Below are 15,585 nucleotides of genomic sequence, written 5' to 3' on the forward strand. Positions count from 1 at the left end.
CGAATACGATCTGATTTTTATGTAAGCATTAGGTGAATTAAGTTATTTTTAAGATTTTCTAGTTTAGAAAGACAGTCAAGATAACCATTTACCACCCTGTTGGTTTGAGACTTTATTACTCACTTACACCATATAAAGTATTATTTTATCCTTGTTAATACTCCTTTCTGTAATATTGCATTTTCTTCTTTTAATCTTCTAATTTCAATTATTAATGATAACTCCCTAGCAAGACCTTGTTCGTACAAAGCCCTATATTCATTTACCTCTGAACCTAGCTTATTTAACCTATGCTCCGACCGTCTTCGAGTTTTAACTTGTTTCCCTGCTTCAACCTCTATCGCTGTTATTAAATCTGCGAAAATAGTTCTAGACTTCTTTAATGATCCCCTTTTTCTACCAGCCTCAAGCGCTACGGAATCTTTGTTTATAACCGAGTTCTTGGGCAGCACGTTCGGCACGTTATTCTTAAGCCTTTCTAAAGCAGAAAAGTAATCATTTAATGCTGACGACATCACTCCCCCTTCCCACTTATTCTATCCTGATACTGGACCATTAACTTTAAGTCTGCACCTTCAGTCCGATACTCGACAGAGCTTGGATTGAGTTTATTTACTAAGGCTTTTTGACTATTTATTACCCGTGTTAATCGCTCAGGATCAATCACTGAACCAGTACAATCAAGGCAAGCTGCAATATTCTTCATTGCCTTTTCCTTACAGGGCAAACCAGATGTACACCCGCCAAGCAAAGTGACTTCATATGCCTTTTCGCGATTCTTAAATTGCTCAAAAAGTCTTTGCCTATCACCTAAAATTATTTGTTTTTGAGTTCCATCAGCCTTATTAATCCAATTACCATGCCCACCAAACAGTCTCTCATCGCTCATTAATACATTTTTCACGTAAGAGGCAAATTGCGACAAAGGTTGCTCATCAATGTAATCATCAATGAAGTCATTACCCCCACCAATGATATTGATAGCGCTCGAATTGCCATTGCTATAGTACGCAGCCATACGATCTGTTATATGTTGTAGTTGTCGCCTTAACGCTGGAAGAGTGACTAACCCACTTTTACTGGCGTACAGCGCCAAGCTTCTTCTAAATTGATGAGCAGTTAAAGGCCAAGGTTCACCCAGTTTAATCTTCTTATGAGATGGCCAGTCGCGAAAAGGGTCTATTAAAGCCAACTCCTTCATATCAACTTCCGAAACAACCATAGCCCTAAACTTACATCCAAATATACCATTAGGATTAAACAACCTTCCTTCAGCACCAGTTGGAATATCACCTTTCCGCCCCTCTCTATGTTGATGAATCATTCGAGATATACCAATTGGGGTTAGCCTTTTATTTTCACCCGACTCACCACTAAATTTGTATAAACCGAACGCTATCACTTTGGCTAACTCACAAGCATGAGCGGCATCTTCTGACGTAACCCATACAGCTCTCCTTACGATCCCTTTATTCAACTTTGAAGTTTCCCCCTCAATTAAATAAACTGTCTTGTTATTAATAACTTTTGTTACTAAACACTTTTCTTTTAGATTGAATATTTCCACTTTTCTGGCGCCAGTATATGCTAGCAATGACAAGTTAATCGCATCGAGAAGGTCACGAATGTAAAGCGTGAAAGATACTCTATCACTTATTTTATAGTTGTTTATTAACTCAACCATATTAGAGCCTTGCTTTTCAACATACACCTTCCAAATAGGTTCATATGAACGCTTACCAAAAGGTACACCATCCTTGATAAAAATTTTATCCTGAGTACTCTTCGTCTGACCTAAAAGTTTATTTTCCCCTAAATCTGTAATCATTTTTCCGAGAGAAGCCTTTACGTCAAGAGCTTCACTAATAATGGAGTTTAACTCTGCTAGCAGATAAAGATAAATTCTTGATGGTACAGGTGGGTGCTGCTCATGACTTGTATAGTGGTCATATGATATTTTTTTTAGCTTATCTAGGAGTCTTTTCCGAGGAGGTTTAACATCTACTACTGAATGAACAATCCTATTCAGCTTGCCATATAGAGAAACAAGGTAAGTTATAAAGTGTGGAGAAATGCCTTTTGATACCTTTTTTATAAATGATTCACTATTGAGTGCATTTATCAATCCCAATTCAGCACCACCAAAATCAGATATAATCTTAAGAAATCGAAGGTAAAACAAAGTAGTAGTTGCGGAAAGGTTCTCATCAGGAGATAACCATGAGATTGAAAAAATGATAAGCTTTGCTTCATCCATAACATCGTTATAGTCAATACTTTTATTGCTTCCTTGCAATATTTTAAAATCAAGAAAACATCTTACACCTCTAGATGTGTAATAACTCCAATTCCAAGTGTTATCCTTAAAGTGTGATATAGCTTTAGCCTCTAAATTTCTACCAACTACAAAATTTGGGCTAGGTCTTCCGGAGGTAGAAGTATATCTATCTGGTAGCAGGTCTTGAATAGTGTTGTCAGTATCGACAGACCAATCGTAGGTGATCGCGCTATTTACCATTTAAGCAATCCCCAATTCCATTAATTGCTCATACTTATATTCCCAATATGAGTCCAATATCCCATCTTCGTAAACCTCCTTTCGCACCTGTTCAACCAATTTACCATCATCTTGCAATTCATCAGAAACTGCATTTAGGAAATATTCTATCCTCGCCAGTACCTCACCGTATAAGTTTTCAAAATTAGTCAAAGATGCACTCAAATACGATGTTGACTCTATACAAAATCGACAACTAAGTAGCTTTCTAACATCTTTTTCATCGGCAAAGACTGAGTAGTTATCACACATTAAGCATCCTTCGCTTTTCTTACAATCAGATGGAACCTCATGGTTAGTATCGATATCACGTGTTGGATTACCATAGTCCTTACAATTTCCAGTCCCCACTTCAACAAAGTCTCTTTCTCTTTGGGATTTAACCTTATTTCTTAATTTATCAAAGAAGCCTCCCATTTGTATCTCTGAATTTCTCTTCGTTCCGCTCGAATAGCACTCTTGCACTGTTCGAACGTCATTTTGTAATAACTCAGCAGTGGTATGAATATCTTTATTTGATAATAACCACTCTGATTTATTGGCTCTCAGTTGCATATAGTAAATGTGAGAAAGATTAGCATCTATTTTTTGGAGTTGAATAAAAGAAGCTTTAAAGAAATCAAGCTTAAGCGGCCTCACCTCCAAAGTTTTTGTAAAACAAAAAAAAAGATAGTTTGTACTTCCAAATGCTTGTGTTATTTTTTGACGCATTTCTATATAACGGTCAAAGATCCTCTTGAATTCTGCCTTGATTGTAAATAAGACTTCTTTGTCATTTGCACGCCTTTTTATAGCTATAAAATCTTGAGACTCTTTTTTCATAACATAACTATTTTGCCATTGTAGTTCCATCAATTGCTTTTTGTTTATCCCTGTAATTGATGCAAATAGAAATGCGAATGAGTAAATACCGATTCGAGCCAACCAATGCCATGCGTTATTACTGTAGTCATTGTGATATTCAATTAACTCTAGAGCAATCTTTTGAGCCCCGTTTAGCTTTCGCCCTTCAGCTAGAGCACTCTTAACCCCCACAATAACGCCCGACTTGTAATCGTAATATTTATAATTTGACTTATCTTCATCATTTGGATTAGCCCATTGCTTAACAGGAAATATCCAACATTTATTATTTTTTCGACCTAAGTACACTGGAGAGTCCACACTCAAGGGAAAAGGCACTTCATTGATAATGGCATTTGATGTCGTATTAAAGAGGGCTTCGGCTATTGTTAAAGCCTTACCTAGATCATCTTCTGAAGGGGCTTCGGTGTGTTCAACTGAAGCCTTGCTTTTCTTAATAAGTTTCAAACCAAGTTCGATATTTTCTAGTTCTATTCCATCCCTCATAAATATGATTGCATCATACTGGTATCTCTGAGCAGCATTATTGGAAATAACTTTCAATCGAATTATTTGACGTAAATAAGCGACATATTCTTCTAAAGCCAAACGAAAATCTGAATAATCGTATGACGATAGTAATTCTTTTTCATTGCAAAAAAACACAAATTTGCGGAAACGACGCACTCGTGACGCAATAGAAGTTCTAGTAAGAGAGCCAACCTGTGAGTTAGCATATTCCAGTATTTTCTCTACAAGAGTCTCTCGATGCTTTCTCAAAGAGTTGGGAGCATATGTGAATCTTTTATTTGCCCCAGGCCCTAATTTCATAAAACAAAGTGCCCCTACATCTACCACTATGCCTTTAGCAACCTCCAACCCACAGTGATGAAGATCATAAGGATTTACCGAGTAGGGCTCACCTAGTTTAGTTATTACAAGCTCACGAAGAATCAATGAATTAACCATGAACCCCTTCCTTTATGCATTGTATAAGCTCTTTTAAATGCTTTTCATACTCAGATTGAGCTAGGTTTACTATTCCAATGTCCTGTCTGTAATCTAAGTAACCATCAGTTACTGTATAACTATCATGTCCCATACGGTCTCGTACAAGGTTCCTAACCTGAGTTAAAGTCATTTCACCAAGCTCAACTTTTAACAAAAGACTATCTGTGAGGTTCATACCAAATGTAGCTCTAAGATCGTGAAACTTAAAACTAAATGTCAGGCCAAGTTCTATCCTCATCATCGGTAGGAGTGTTTCTGCTATGAATGTTCTAACGGTCGAGCCATCAGGTCTGGATCTTGTTTTCTGATTTGGATTAAATATGTTCCTTTCAACAGAATCCTCATAATAAGGAGACCCTCTGTTAGTTAAGAAAACATATGCATCATCATGACTTACATTGTCTCTTAGCGTCTTGTCTAACCATTTTTTTCTACGCTTTGTAATTTTATCACTAAAGATATAATCGATAATAAAATCATGTAGCCAGCGTGGATATTCAATGGATATATTTTTCTCAGACTTTGTATCAACAGACGTACCAGAACCACATAAAAGCTTGATTAAGTCCACGTCATCAGAAAGTAAAGCATTAAAATGCTTTACTTTAAGGGTTAAAACCGTTTGAATTCTTGCTCCACTGAAAAGCGACATCAACATTATTAGAGTAATGGACTCATTGCCTAACCTTATCAGACTACTTATAAGGACTTTTTGCTCATTCATATCTAGTGGGCGTAATCGACCACCATCAATAATCTTATACGTTTCTTTAAGTACTGATCTGCCTTTAATGGAAATATCAGTTGTTGTTACTGATTTAAACCTATTGAATCCGATGTTATCAGTGAAGGATATAAATCTTTCGCTTTCACTCCAGGGTGGATGCTCAGGTTTAAAACCTCTTACTTTTTCCATCCATCTGTAAAATGCAATTGTTGTTTGCATAAACCTCTGGGCAGTGGATTTTGCAATCTCCGCAGAGCGAACTTTAGATTTTAAATACGCCCTATACCTATAAGTAGGGCGATGCATTTTATTTTTAGGGAAAACTAAATAGTTAATCGAGTAGTCCTCAATGAACTCACGAAAATAGGCTATATCACCTGCAGCATTGGACTTCTGTATGACATGGAGGTCATCTGATTTATCTATAATCCTATCCCAAATAAATAGACAACCATCATGCCAAGGGGAGCCATCTCTAGAAATCACCATATCTACTTGGTTAAAGTTAAGAACCTCACCATCATCACTCAACATTGGCTTATAGAAGTACCTCTCATTATCCTTAACAGTAGCTTCTGAAACTTCTTTGTCGCAAGTTTCTGTCAATGTAAAAACAGGAAGAGTGACTTTTCTAGCTCTATTTAAACTCATAACCGCTCTTTTTTTCACCATGAATATGTCCACATTAGAAAAACTAGCGCGCATTGTCAATAAGCCTAAACTAGCGCGTATCCACCCTACTTTGAGCAGGGCACACAAGCCAAAAATAGCGCACGAGCTGACGCCAGGCATACTAATACTTTGCCCTTTGCCGAATTGCAGAGTGTGATTAGCCAATTACTTGCTCCGCAAGGCACGGCAAGTGTTATTTTGCCACTGCAAAGTCTAGCCAGTTTTACTCAACAACTTAACACTTATGGTCTATTCGTTGCTAAGCAGCTTGATATCATTAGCATTGAAGGAAAGGTCGCTAACCGATCAATATTGGCAATCCAGCACTACCCAACAACAACTGAACCACAAACACTCACTCATCCTGCTGTTGAAACTCAGTATCATCAAATGACGATCCGCGACAAACAAGAGCGATATAGCGAAACGATGATAGATTTATGCCGCCCATTCTACTTAAAGCTTTAGCCTGCTCAATAGGTCAGCTATAATACTCAACTATTTTTCAGCGAGACCAGCGCATGCAATTTGAAGATTTCCAGCTCGACCCTAGCTTATTAGAGTCACTCAAGGCCATGGGACACAACACCCCTACCACCATTCAGCAGCAAACTATTCCATTGGCCATGGATCAGCGGGATATTTTAGCGCGTGCGCCAACTGGCACCGGTAAGACGGCCAGTTTTTTACTGCCTGCTTTACAGCACCTTATTGACTTCCCTCGTCGTTTTGAAGGCCAAGCACGTATTTTGGTGCTAACGCCAACGCGTGAATTAGCCAGTCAAATTCATCGTTATGCAAGTCATTTAGCCACTGGGCTTGAGCTTAATATCGTCATTATTACTGGTGGTGTTCCATATGGCCCACAAGAAGAAGCACTTGCAGACAATGTTGATTTATTAATCGCCACCCCAGGTCGATTAATGGAATACCTAGATAAAGATAAATTTGACGCCACTGAAGTTGAAATTTTAATTATTGATGAAGCTGACCGCATGCTTGATATGGGTTTCTCATCAGTAGTGCAATCAATTGCCATTGAAGCTCAAGGCCGCAAACAGAACATGCTGTTTTCTGCCACGCTTGAAGGTAATGGGGTTAACCGTTTCGCTCGCGACTTATTAACCGATCCCGTAATGGTCGATGTTGAAGCGCCACGCAGTGAAAAAGCTAAAGTACACCAATGGGTTCACTTGGCCGACGATCAAGCACATAAATTTGCATTGTTATGCCATATTCTTCAACAAGAAAATGTTACGCGCACCATTGTGTTTGTTAAAACTCGCGAAATGGTCGCCAGCCTTGAAGGCTTATTACTAAAAGCCAATATCCCATGTGCATTTATGCGCGGCGATATGGAACAGAAAAAACGTTTCCAAGCATTGGGTCGTTTTTCTAAAGGCGAAGTTAATGTACTTTTGGCGACAGATGTTGCAGCTCGAGGAATCGATGTTGATGACATTACTCATGTGATTAACTTTGACATGCCACGTTCTGCTGACGCCTATGTTCATCGAATTGGCCGTACCGCTCGCGCTGGCGCAAAAGGAACCGCAATATCACTAGTTGAAGCGCACGATATGCGTATTGTGTCTAAAATTGAACGATACATTGAGATCCCACTGAAACGTCGTGTGATTGAAGAACTTCGTCCTAAACACAAAGAAGCTAAAGTGCCTGGTAAGAAAAAAGCCAATGCAAAAGATGCTCGAGTTAAATCGAAAAAATATAAGAAAAAGTAACTTTTAGGCAGCTTTTTGCAGTGTCCTAAAACACATTGACCAACTAGTATTAAAGCGAATTACTCAGTGATTCGCTTTTTTTATCCCTAAAGCGCTATATATCATCATTAACTAGACCGAATACCGCCACAAAGTGTCAAGATATGTCAATTTATGCACAAAAAACACCCACCAACAAAATAGACTCTAAACCATTAATGGCTATGGATTAATACTTTCATACTGTATTTTATTCTTGCTAAAACATATCAAAAAAACCAACTTATTAAGCGTTAATCGTAGAATCATAAAAAACACAATTTTTTGAAACATTTTATTTACATCAGGCTATTTAGATAAACGTCATACTCTGTTAATTTAGATGCAATGAGTAATAAAATGAATCTGAATGAACATGTTAGCCAACGAAGTTAACTGTCTTTAGCATTATTTCAGCATGGATACGCAAAAGAAATGATAAAAATCATACTAAGAAGATTGTCACCACTCTTGATCATTATTGTATTTGTTGGGCTAGCCCTGGCACTTATTAGCACCCAAGAGACACCCGAGCAAAAAGATGAAGCCATCAGTGTACCGATAATTGATGTGCAAACCGTTACGCCGCAAACCTTATCGCTTAACTTACCCTCCTATGGTGTGGTTAACCCTAAATATAAAACTCAACTTGTCACTGAAGTTCAAGGGCGCATGCTAAGTATTTCAGCCAATTTTGTTGCCGGTGGCGTAGTTAAAAAAGGCGAGCAACTAGCCATTATCGAACCATCTGATTACGAAGCTGACCTTATTCAGGCTGAAGCGACTGTCGCACAGGCCACTGCAGCATTAAATGAAGAGAAAGCCCGCGGTGTTGTGGCTAAAATTGAATTTAAAGATTTTGGTAAAGGCTTACCGCCAGAACTTGGGTTACGTATCCCACAACTGAAAAAAGAACAAGCCAACGTCAAGTATGCAGAAGCGGCATTAGCCCGTGCACAACGTAACTTAGCCCGCACCGTTATTCGCGCACCATTTGACGGCATCATTAAGGCCCGCAATGTCGACTTAGGCCAATATGTCACGTTAGGCACAAATTTAGGTGAACTATACGACACCAGTATCGCCGAAATCAGATTGCCGTTAGCAAATGAAGATCTCGCTTATTTAGAGTCGGTCGATAATCCTGAAACAGCAGTCACACTCACAGCATTGCTGGCGGGTAAACAAGTCTCTTGGCAAGGCAATATAGTGCGCAGCGAAAATGTCATCGACGAACAAACTCGCATGGTCTATTTGGTAGCAGAAATTCATGATCCCTATTTGCGTAACAACAAAACCGAAGGCCAACTACCTCTAAAATATGGCAGTTTTGTTAATGCCGTGATCACAGGTCGAACCGTTAATGATGTGGTAAAACTGCCTCGCCATGTAGTACGAAATGGTCAGGTTGCTGTAGTAAGTGCCGACAATATTATCGAAATACGCCCAGTGAATATTATTCGCTCAGACGTTGACTCCATTTATATTCAAGGCAGTTTCAAAGCGAATGAGCGCGTATCAACCACTAGCATCAACAGCTTAAACTCTGGACAAGCCATTAAAGTACTTGGTGAAGAAACCAAAACTGAACCAGTCGATACTGACACCCAAGCCGCTACGACTGCAGGTGAATAATAATGGATACTAATAAAGGCATTATCGCCTGGTTTGCTCGCAACAGTGTCGCCGCCAACTTACTGATGGCAGCCTTGCTTATTGGCGGTTTGTTTAGTGCTGTGCTTATTAATAAAGAAATTTTTCCAACGTTTGAATTAAATCTCATCAATATCAATGTGGCCTATCCTGGCGCTGCGCCACAAGAAATTGAAGAAGGGATTAATATAAAAATCGAAGAAGCTATTCAAGATATTAGCGGCATTAAAAAAGTGACGTCTGTTGCCAGTGATAGTGTTGGCTCGGTGACAATTGAAGTCGAAGACGGCTACGAAGTGCAGCAAGTACTAGATGAAGCAAAACTGCGTATTGATGCCATTGCGACCTTCCCAGATAACATCGAAAAACCCAACATTTATCAAATAAAGCCAGAAAACAATGTCATTTGGGTGTCTGTCTATGGCGACATGACGCTACATGACATGAAAGAAATGGCTAAAGCGATCAGAGACGACATCACCGATTTACCTGCCGTCACTCGTGCAAAAGTCACTGGTGTTCGAGACTATGAAATTGGCATTGAACTGTCTGAAGACAAGTTACGCGAATATGGCATTACATTTACTCAAGTCGCTTTAGCGGTACAAAACTCATCGATTGATTTACCCGGCGGTTCTATTCGGGCCCAAGACGGTGACATCTTACTGCGTACTAAAGGCCAAGCTTATACTGCTGATGACTTTGCCCAAATTGTGGTAGAGACTCGCGCAGATGGCAGCCGAATTATGTTACCGCAAGTCGCTACCATTAATGATGATTTTGAAGAGCGTTTAGAGTACACCCGCTTTAACGGTAAACCTGCTGCCGTCATTGAAATTACCAGTATTGATGATCAAAATGCGTTAGATATTTCATCTCAAGTTAAAGCCTACGTTGCTGAACGTAAAAAAAGCTTGCCAAGCAATATTCAACTTGATACCTGGGGTGATTTAACTCACTACTTGCAAGGTCGTTTAAACATGATGTTGTCGAACATGTTTTATGGCGCTCTGCTGGTGTTTATTATTCTGGCTTTGTTCTTAGACCTTAAACTCGCTTTTTGGGTAATGATGGGCTTACCGGTGTGCTTTTTGGGCACCATGTTATTAATGCCAATTGAACCGTTTAACATGTCGATTAACATGTTGACCTTATTCGCGTTTATTCTGGTGCTGGGGATAGTCGTCGACGATGCCATTGTCATCGGCGAAAGTGCCTATACCGAATTAGAAGAAAACGGCCACTCGTTGGATAACGTCGTAAAAGGTGTGCAAAAAGTAGCCATGCCCGCCACATTTGGGGTACTCACCACTATTGCGGCCTTTATCCCGATGATTATGGTGTCTGGGCCCATGGGGATTATTTGGAAATCCATCGGTATGGTGGTGATTTTGTGTTTAGCGTTTTCGCTGATCGAATCAAAACTGATTCTACCTGCGCATTTGGCCCACATGAAAATCAAAAAACGCACTACACCGACTAACATTTTCTCGCGCTTTAAATTTGCCCTTAATGAATGGTTACAACACTTTATTCATAATACCTATCGTCACTTTTTAGAACGTTGTATTACGCGACGATATAGCGTGGTGGCGGTGTTTATTGGGGTACTAATTTTGTCGCTTGCATTAGTGCAAAGTGGCAAAGTACGCTGGGTTTTCTTCCCTGATATTCCATCAGATTTTATTCAAGTCCAGCTTGAAATGGAAGAAGGTAGCTCTGAGCAGAACACCCTAAAAGTACTGCAGCAAGTTGAGGATGCGTTATATAAGATGAACGCCAAGCTTGAAGAGCAATACGGTTACCCAATGGTAAAACACAGCTATATCGAACTCAGTTCACGCAGCAGTGCGTTTGTGTTTACTGAACTGACTAAAGGCGAAGACCGTGAAATCGACGGCGTCGCAATTGCGGAAGAGTGGCGTAATCAATTACCTGAGTTATTGTCAGTTAAAAAGCTTAACATCAATGCCAGTACCAACGATGCCGGTGGCGATTTATCGTTTCGCTTAACCGCAACCGACTTAGACCAGCTATCTGAAGCGGCCAAAGTGCTTAAAGCAAAACTAGCCACTTACGAAGGCGTGTATGATATTACCGATAACTTCTCATCAGGTTCACATGAGATCCGCTTAAACATTCGTCCAGAAGCCGAAGCGCAAGGATTAACACTGTCAGATTTAGCTCGCCAAGTCCGTTACGGCTTTTATGGTTATGAAGCCCAACGTATTTTGCGTAATAAAGAAGAAGTGAAAGTCATGGTACGTTACCCACTTGAGCAGCGCCGCACTGTGGGCGATCTTGAAAACATGCTTATCCGCACCCCGTCAGGCGCAGCGGTACCGTTTTCAACGGTAGCCAATATCGAACTGGGTGAGTCATATGCATCGATCACCCGAGTTGATGGTCGCCGAGCAATTACCATTAGTGCCAATGTGAATAAAAACAATGTTGAGCCATCTAAAGTGGTTGCCGAAATTCAGGAAGACTTTTTACCTGAACTCACCGCGCGCTTCCCAAAAGTGGCTTCAGCTTTAGATGGTGGCAGTTTAGATGAGCAAAATGCCATGCTGGGTTTAGCCCAAGGCTTCTTTTTTGCCATGTTCACCATTTATGCTCTAATGGCCATCCCTTTAAAATCGTACACACAACCGTTAATCATTATGTCGGTGATTCCGTTTGGCATGATTGGCGCCTTGTTTGGCCACTATATTCTTGGTTTATCCATGAGCGTGCTAAGTTTGTGCGGAATTGTGGCGTTAGCGGGGGTTGTGGTAAATGACTCGTTGATTTTGGTCGACTTTGTTAACCGCGCTCGCGAAGAGGGCAAATCGATAATGCAATCGGCTATCGATTCTGGTTGTTACCGTTTTAGAGCCATTATATTAACCTCGCTCACCACTTTTGTTGGCTTAGTGCCGATTATTATGGAAAAAAGCTTACAGGCTAAAATTGTTATCCCAATGGCTACATCGCTCGCATTTGGTATTTTATTTTCGACCGTAGTGACGTTAATTTTGGTGCCAATTTTGTACATCATTTTGGATGATATAAAACGCTTGTGGCAACGATTTTTTATTTGGTGGTGGCAACCTAAACCTGCTGAAAGTGAATTCAGATCTGACGAGCACCATTAATCGAATTAATCCCAATTGTTAACAAAAAACAGAGCTAACTCAGCTCTGTTTTTTTTGCAGTAAAATCTGCGAGCTGAGCAACATAGTCACCATTAAAATTCAGCTAAAATGACCGCTATAATCTCTATGAAAGAAAGCCTGACATGAGCGACACAACTTTACCGATACCCACCTCACCTATACCAACCTTAGTTTACGATATCGGCAAGCACCGTTATCTCAACATTACCGCCAGGTGCACTTTAAGATGCCAATTTTGCCCCAAACATAATGGCTCAAATCAAGTACACGACTATGACTTATCACTCACCCGACGTATTACTGCTGAGGACCTGTTGCCCTTGTTAGGCGATGTTCATGAGGTTGAAGAATATGTCTTTTGCGGCTTTGGTGAACCAACTCTAAACCTTGACTGCTTACTGCAAGTTGCTCATGCAATAAAAGCACAAGGCGGTAAAGTACGCCTAAACACTGATGGCCTGGGTAATCACTTTCATCGACGCAATATTTTGCCAGAGCTCAGTCAATGCATCGACAGTTTGTCTATTTCGCTTAACGCCGATACACCTGAAAGCTACCAACAGCATTGCCGCCCTAAGCTTGCCAATTCGTACACTGCATTACTGGATTTTATTAAGCTTGCACCTCATTACATCCCTCTCGTTCAAGTAAGTGCCATTAACGGACTCGCAAATGTCAACATTGACCGCTGCCGCGATATCGCACAACAAAATGGCGTAGTATTTAAACAACGGGAACTCGATAACATTGGTTAAACAAATAGCGCCTAATCGCAGCTAGACGTTTTCGCCACTGCCGGCTTCATGCTAGTATTGCCATCAAGAGAATGCTAAAAAAGTGGCACCATGTCTAAACACAAAGCAGTGAGTTCTTCAAACTCGTTATTAATTTCTTCACAGGCAACTCATTGGTCGCAACAGCATATTCTTTCGCTGCTAAGCCAATTGATTATTTTATTAATAGCAGTGTTTATTGTCACTAGTATGGTAGTCAATTTAGGCGAGCGTCGCCTACAAGAAGATTGGGCAGACCAACGCTATAGTGAATTACAAACTGTCGCGTCCTTAGCGTCTGACAAAGTGTCATTTTTGCAGTTTAGAACCCAAATCATCGCCAAAGGTGAGTTACTGCGCCAATATCTGCAAAACCCATCAGAAAAGCTACAATTAAAAACCATCGAAAACTGGGATTCATTAACTAACAATATTCCAGAACTGCTTGGGTTGGCATTGTTTAACCCTCAAGGAAAACTCCAGTTTGCCACCACCGGTAGTTTCAATAACATGCAACTTCCCGCGGCATTATTAGGCTCGGGCAGAAATATGGGCGGCGACGACATTTACACTTCACCCATGGCATTTACTCCCATTAATGGCATCTTAGAGCCCTATTTTTATCAGTTATCATGGATAGAAAATCCAGACCAAAGTATCAAAGGGTATTTAGTCACTTACAATTCGATCGTTAAATTACTTGAAACTATAAAACCGGCTTTTTTTAATCAAAATTCACCATTGCTCATGCTGGATACTCAAGGCTTCCTCTATGCAGGAGCCAACCAACCTGCACCACTAGACAATATGCCCGATGCACTTGGAGCAAGTTTAAAGCAGTCTTACCCAGAATTGTGGCGAGTGATGGCCATGAATAACTTTGGCCAGTTTCACAGCCATGATGCCACTTTCGTGTATTTAAAAGTCGAGTTAACCAGTCAATATGAGACTAAAAGAGAATACTTTTTATTGTCTTATATTCGTCATGACGACATTGCCACTCGTTATGCACAATGGCGAATTGTAGTCATTATCGCTGGATGTCTCATCGCACTGTTAGCCAGTTTATTGATTATACTAAGACATCGATTTGTACTCGAGCGACGCGCAAAGCAAAATAGCGTTCAATTGAGCAACGGTTTGTTTAACAGCGAATTAAGCTGCTTAATCGTTAATGATAACGGTCGAATCCAGAGCATTAATGCCAAAGCAGCTGCGGCATTATCTTTGCCAGTTGACGCTCTTAAAGACCGCAGTTTACAACGAGTGTTACACCTTGATGATGATCGCTTCAATCACATTAAAGAGACGTTAATTGAGAATAAGCAATGGCATGGTGAGATCAGTTTAGAAACGCTTAATAGTAGTATGTTGCAAACCCATATTCGCAGTAAAAAATGCCCTAACAGTAATGAGCATTATTGGTTAGTGACATTTGAAGACATTACCGCATTATTTGAAAGCCAGCGCCAAGCCTATCTCTATCAATTAATGAGTAGCGGAGCGGTTGCTACGGCACTCACCGATGCCAATGGATTAATAGTAAAATGTAATAACCAATTTGATAACCTGATGTCTTTACACGGAGACACCAATATTTCGATCACTGAATTACTCGGCGATGAGTTGAAAAATCAATGGCAAAATATTAGTGCACAAATTAGCTTGCAAGGAGAGTGGACTGCGCAAATTATGCCATTTAACCACAGTCGTTATGAGCATTGTTTAAAAACGACGCTAGCAGGCCAGCTGACATTTGAAGGTGATATTGAATACCTTATTTGCACATTTGAACAGACAACCCCAACGGTGTCGGCCCAAAGTAGTAGCAACGTCATTGGCCATAGAAGTGCCATAGTGTTACGTTTAAATGAGCTAGAAAATTATTTTTTCAAACTTAGCGAGCTCACTAAAGAACATTCAAGCTTACTGGTAATGGACATTAACCCAGAAGGGATTTTCAGTAACATGGGTAACATGAGCCAGCTTGAAAAGCGCCAAAAAGACATTGAGCTACAATTATTGATTGAGTTACCGCTTAATTACCAAATAGCACAATGGCAGCTCGGAAAACTCGTTATCTTACTGACCGAAACAAATGCAAACTCTGCACATCAATATGCGATTAATATGCTTCAAAGTCTTGAAGAAAAGAATTTAGGTGAAGGGATTAACATTGGTATCGCCAGCTATTTGCAGCCACAAAGTTTGGATACATACCTTGCTAACGCTGAAATAGCCTTAAAAAGAGCTAAACAATCTGTTGACCAGAACATTTGCCAAGCCTTTACTCGTCCTACGAATAAACAAAGTAGCACTTAAAGTAACAATTAAAGTAATAACCGCCGTAAAATTGATAGATTAAATCACCTGACGCAGTATTGTGTAACGTCAGGTGATATTCAATTTGAACGGTTGTTTAATCAATGGA

Annotated in this window: 10 protein-coding genes; 6 read left to right on the forward strand and 4 right to left on the reverse strand. The window is 40.0% G+C overall.

Going from position 1 to position 15,585, the window contains the following annotated elements; genetic code table 11:
- Positions 1 to 140 precede the first annotated feature (140 nt).
- The 4 genes from GUY17_RS17000 to GUY17_RS17015 are packed head-to-tail and all read right to left on the reverse strand — an operon-like array spanning position 141 to position 5,930.
- Positions 141 to 515: a hypothetical protein gene (locus GUY17_RS17000; RefSeq protein ID WP_162023815.1), complete on the reverse strand. Its 375-nt coding sequence runs from the start codon at positions 513 to 515 to the stop codon at positions 141 to 143.
- Positions 515 to 2,518, reverse strand: a complete 2,004-nt coding sequence (locus tag GUY17_RS17005) for a hypothetical protein (protein WP_162023816.1) — start codon at positions 2,516 to 2,518, stop codon at positions 515 to 517. Before GUY17_RS17005 ends, GUY17_RS17000 begins: the two co-directional genes overlap by 1 nt.
- Complete coding sequence (locus GUY17_RS17010) at positions 2,519 to 4,369, reverse strand: hypothetical protein (protein WP_162023817.1); 1,851 nt, start codon at positions 4,367 to 4,369, stop codon at positions 2,519 to 2,521. It abuts the gene before it with no gap.
- The gene (locus GUY17_RS17015) at positions 4,362 to 5,930 is read right to left on the reverse strand and encodes a site-specific integrase (protein WP_162023818.1); all 1,569 of its coding nucleotides are present in this window, start codon (positions 5,928 to 5,930) and stop codon (positions 4,362 to 4,364) included. The genes GUY17_RS17010 and GUY17_RS17015 overlap by 8 nt, the downstream gene beginning before the upstream one ends.
- A gap of 9 nt (positions 5,931 to 5,939) precedes the next feature.
- Here GUY17_RS17015 and GUY17_RS17020 point away from each other — a divergent pair, with 9 nt between their 5' ends.
- From GUY17_RS17020 to GUY17_RS17045, 6 genes are all read left to right on the forward strand, one after another.
- Complete coding sequence (locus tag GUY17_RS17020) at positions 5,940 to 6,278, forward strand: hypothetical protein (RefSeq protein WP_254439829.1); 339 nt, start codon at positions 5,940 to 5,942, stop codon at positions 6,276 to 6,278.
- A gap of 53 nt (positions 6,279 to 6,331) precedes the next feature.
- Positions 6,332 to 7,552 carry an ATP-dependent RNA helicase SrmB gene (gene srmB / locus GUY17_RS17025; RefSeq protein WP_101085338.1) on the forward strand — a complete coding sequence of 407 codons (1,221 nt, stop codon included), beginning with the start codon at positions 6,332 to 6,334 and terminating at the stop codon, positions 7,550 to 7,552.
- A gap of 453 nt (positions 7,553 to 8,005) precedes the next feature.
- Positions 8,006 to 9,205, forward strand: coding sequence for an efflux RND transporter periplasmic adaptor subunit (locus GUY17_RS17030; protein WP_101085337.1), 1,200 nt, complete (start codon positions 8,006 to 8,008; stop codon positions 9,203 to 9,205).
- Positions 9,206 to 9,207: 2 nt separating this feature from the next.
- Positions 9,208 to 12,360 (forward strand): efflux RND transporter permease subunit, encoded by a 3,153-nt coding sequence (locus tag GUY17_RS17035; RefSeq protein ID WP_162023819.1) that lies wholly within the window; start codon positions 9,208 to 9,210, stop codon positions 12,358 to 12,360.
- A gap of 143 nt (positions 12,361 to 12,503) precedes the next feature.
- Positions 12,504 to 13,136, forward strand: a complete 633-nt coding sequence (locus GUY17_RS17040) for a TatD family nuclease-associated radical SAM protein (RefSeq protein WP_101085335.1) — start codon at positions 12,504 to 12,506, stop codon at positions 13,134 to 13,136.
- Between the two features lie 90 nt (positions 13,137 to 13,226).
- A complete protein-coding gene (locus GUY17_RS17045; RefSeq protein WP_101085334.1) occupies positions 13,227 to 15,476 on the forward strand; it encodes a PAS domain-containing protein in 2,250 nt (749 codons plus the stop codon).
- Positions 15,477 to 15,585 lie beyond the last annotated feature (109 nt).

Origin of the sequence: Shewanella sp. Arc9-LZ (assembly GCF_010092445.1) — a bacterium.
Taxonomy (GTDB): domain Bacteria; phylum Pseudomonadota; class Gammaproteobacteria; order Enterobacterales; family Shewanellaceae; genus Shewanella.

Excerpts from the sequence above, each read along its gene's own strand:
- GUY17_RS17000 (WP_162023815.1), bottom strand. The coding sequence starts at position 515 with ATGTCGTCAGCATTAAATGATTACTTTTCTGCTTTAGAAAGGCTTAAG.
- GUY17_RS17005 (WP_162023816.1), bottom strand. The coding sequence starts at position 2,518 with ATGGTAAATAGCGCGATCACCTACGATTGGTCTGTCGATACTGACAAC.
- GUY17_RS17010 (WP_162023817.1), bottom strand. The coding sequence starts at position 4,369 with ATGGTTAATTCATTGATTCTTCGTGAGCTTGTAATAACTAAACTAGGT.
- GUY17_RS17015 (WP_162023818.1), bottom strand. The coding sequence starts at position 5,930 with ATGCCTGGCGTCAGCTCGTGCGCTATTTTTGGCTTGTGTGCCCTGCTC.
- srmB (WP_101085338.1), top strand. The coding sequence starts at position 6,332 with ATGCAATTTGAAGATTTCCAGCTCGACCCTAGCTTATTAGAGTCACTC.
- GUY17_RS17030 (WP_101085337.1), top strand. The coding sequence starts at position 8,006 with ATGATAAAAATCATACTAAGAAGATTGTCACCACTCTTGATCATTATT.
- GUY17_RS17035 (WP_162023819.1), top strand. The coding sequence starts at position 9,208 with ATGGATACTAATAAAGGCATTATCGCCTGGTTTGCTCGCAACAGTGTC.
- GUY17_RS17040 (WP_101085335.1), top strand. The coding sequence starts at position 12,504 with ATGAGCGACACAACTTTACCGATACCCACCTCACCTATACCAACCTTA.
- GUY17_RS17045 (WP_101085334.1), top strand. The coding sequence starts at position 13,227 with ATGTCTAAACACAAAGCAGTGAGTTCTTCAAACTCGTTATTAATTTCT.